This window comes from Mycobacterium sp. E342, from assembly GCF_001667665.1.
GTDB lineage: Bacteria > Actinomycetota > Actinomycetes > Mycobacteriales > Mycobacteriaceae > Mycobacterium.
On record NZ_LZJM01000053.1, the window covers coordinates 1 to 517 of the forward strand.

The 517-nt window shown below is 69.2% G+C and carries 2 pseudogenes; one reads left to right on the plus strand and one right to left on the minus strand.

Annotation, left to right across the window (positions count from 1 at the left end):
* Positions 1 to 253 (plus strand): annotated as a pseudogene (locus A5692_RS02675) (hypothetical protein); the annotation flags it as partial.
* Positions 254 to 257: 4 nt separating this feature from the next.
* On the opposite strand, the pseudogene A5692_RS02680 reads toward A5692_RS02675, so the two are convergent.
* A pseudogene (locus A5692_RS02680) lies at positions 258 to 517 on the minus strand (hypothetical protein); the annotation flags it as partial.

Here is a 517-nt window from a genome sequence, read left to right on the forward strand (position 1 = left end):
GATGGACGGGCAGCGGGTCGCCGTCCCGGTTGCGACGGACCAGATGAAGATGATCGCCAAGCTCTCCGGCGGGCAGTCCTACACCGCCGGCAACCTGGCCGAGCTCTCGAAGAGCTACAACGCCATCGAGAAGGACATCGGCTACCGCACCGTGCCCGGGCCGGGCAGCGCCGGCTGGTTGCGGCTGGGCGTCATCACCGCCCTGATCGCGACGGCGCTGGCGCTGCTGATCAACCGGCGGCTTCCGGTCTGACCGCTCAGGAGGGCAGCCGGCGGTTGAGGAACAGGCCCGCCAGGACGGCGCCCGCCATGGCGACGGCGCCCAGCAGCATCCAGGCCAGGCTGGCGTCGCCCTTGACGGTCTCGTAGCCGATCTGGCGCTGCAGGGTCGAGTAGACGTTCTTCAGCGACTCCAGGCTGTCGGCGTGGAACGACTGGCCGTCGGTGATCTCGCAGATCTTCTGCAGCGTCTGAGCGTCGACGGGGACCGGGATGGTGGCGCCCTCGTACTCGACGG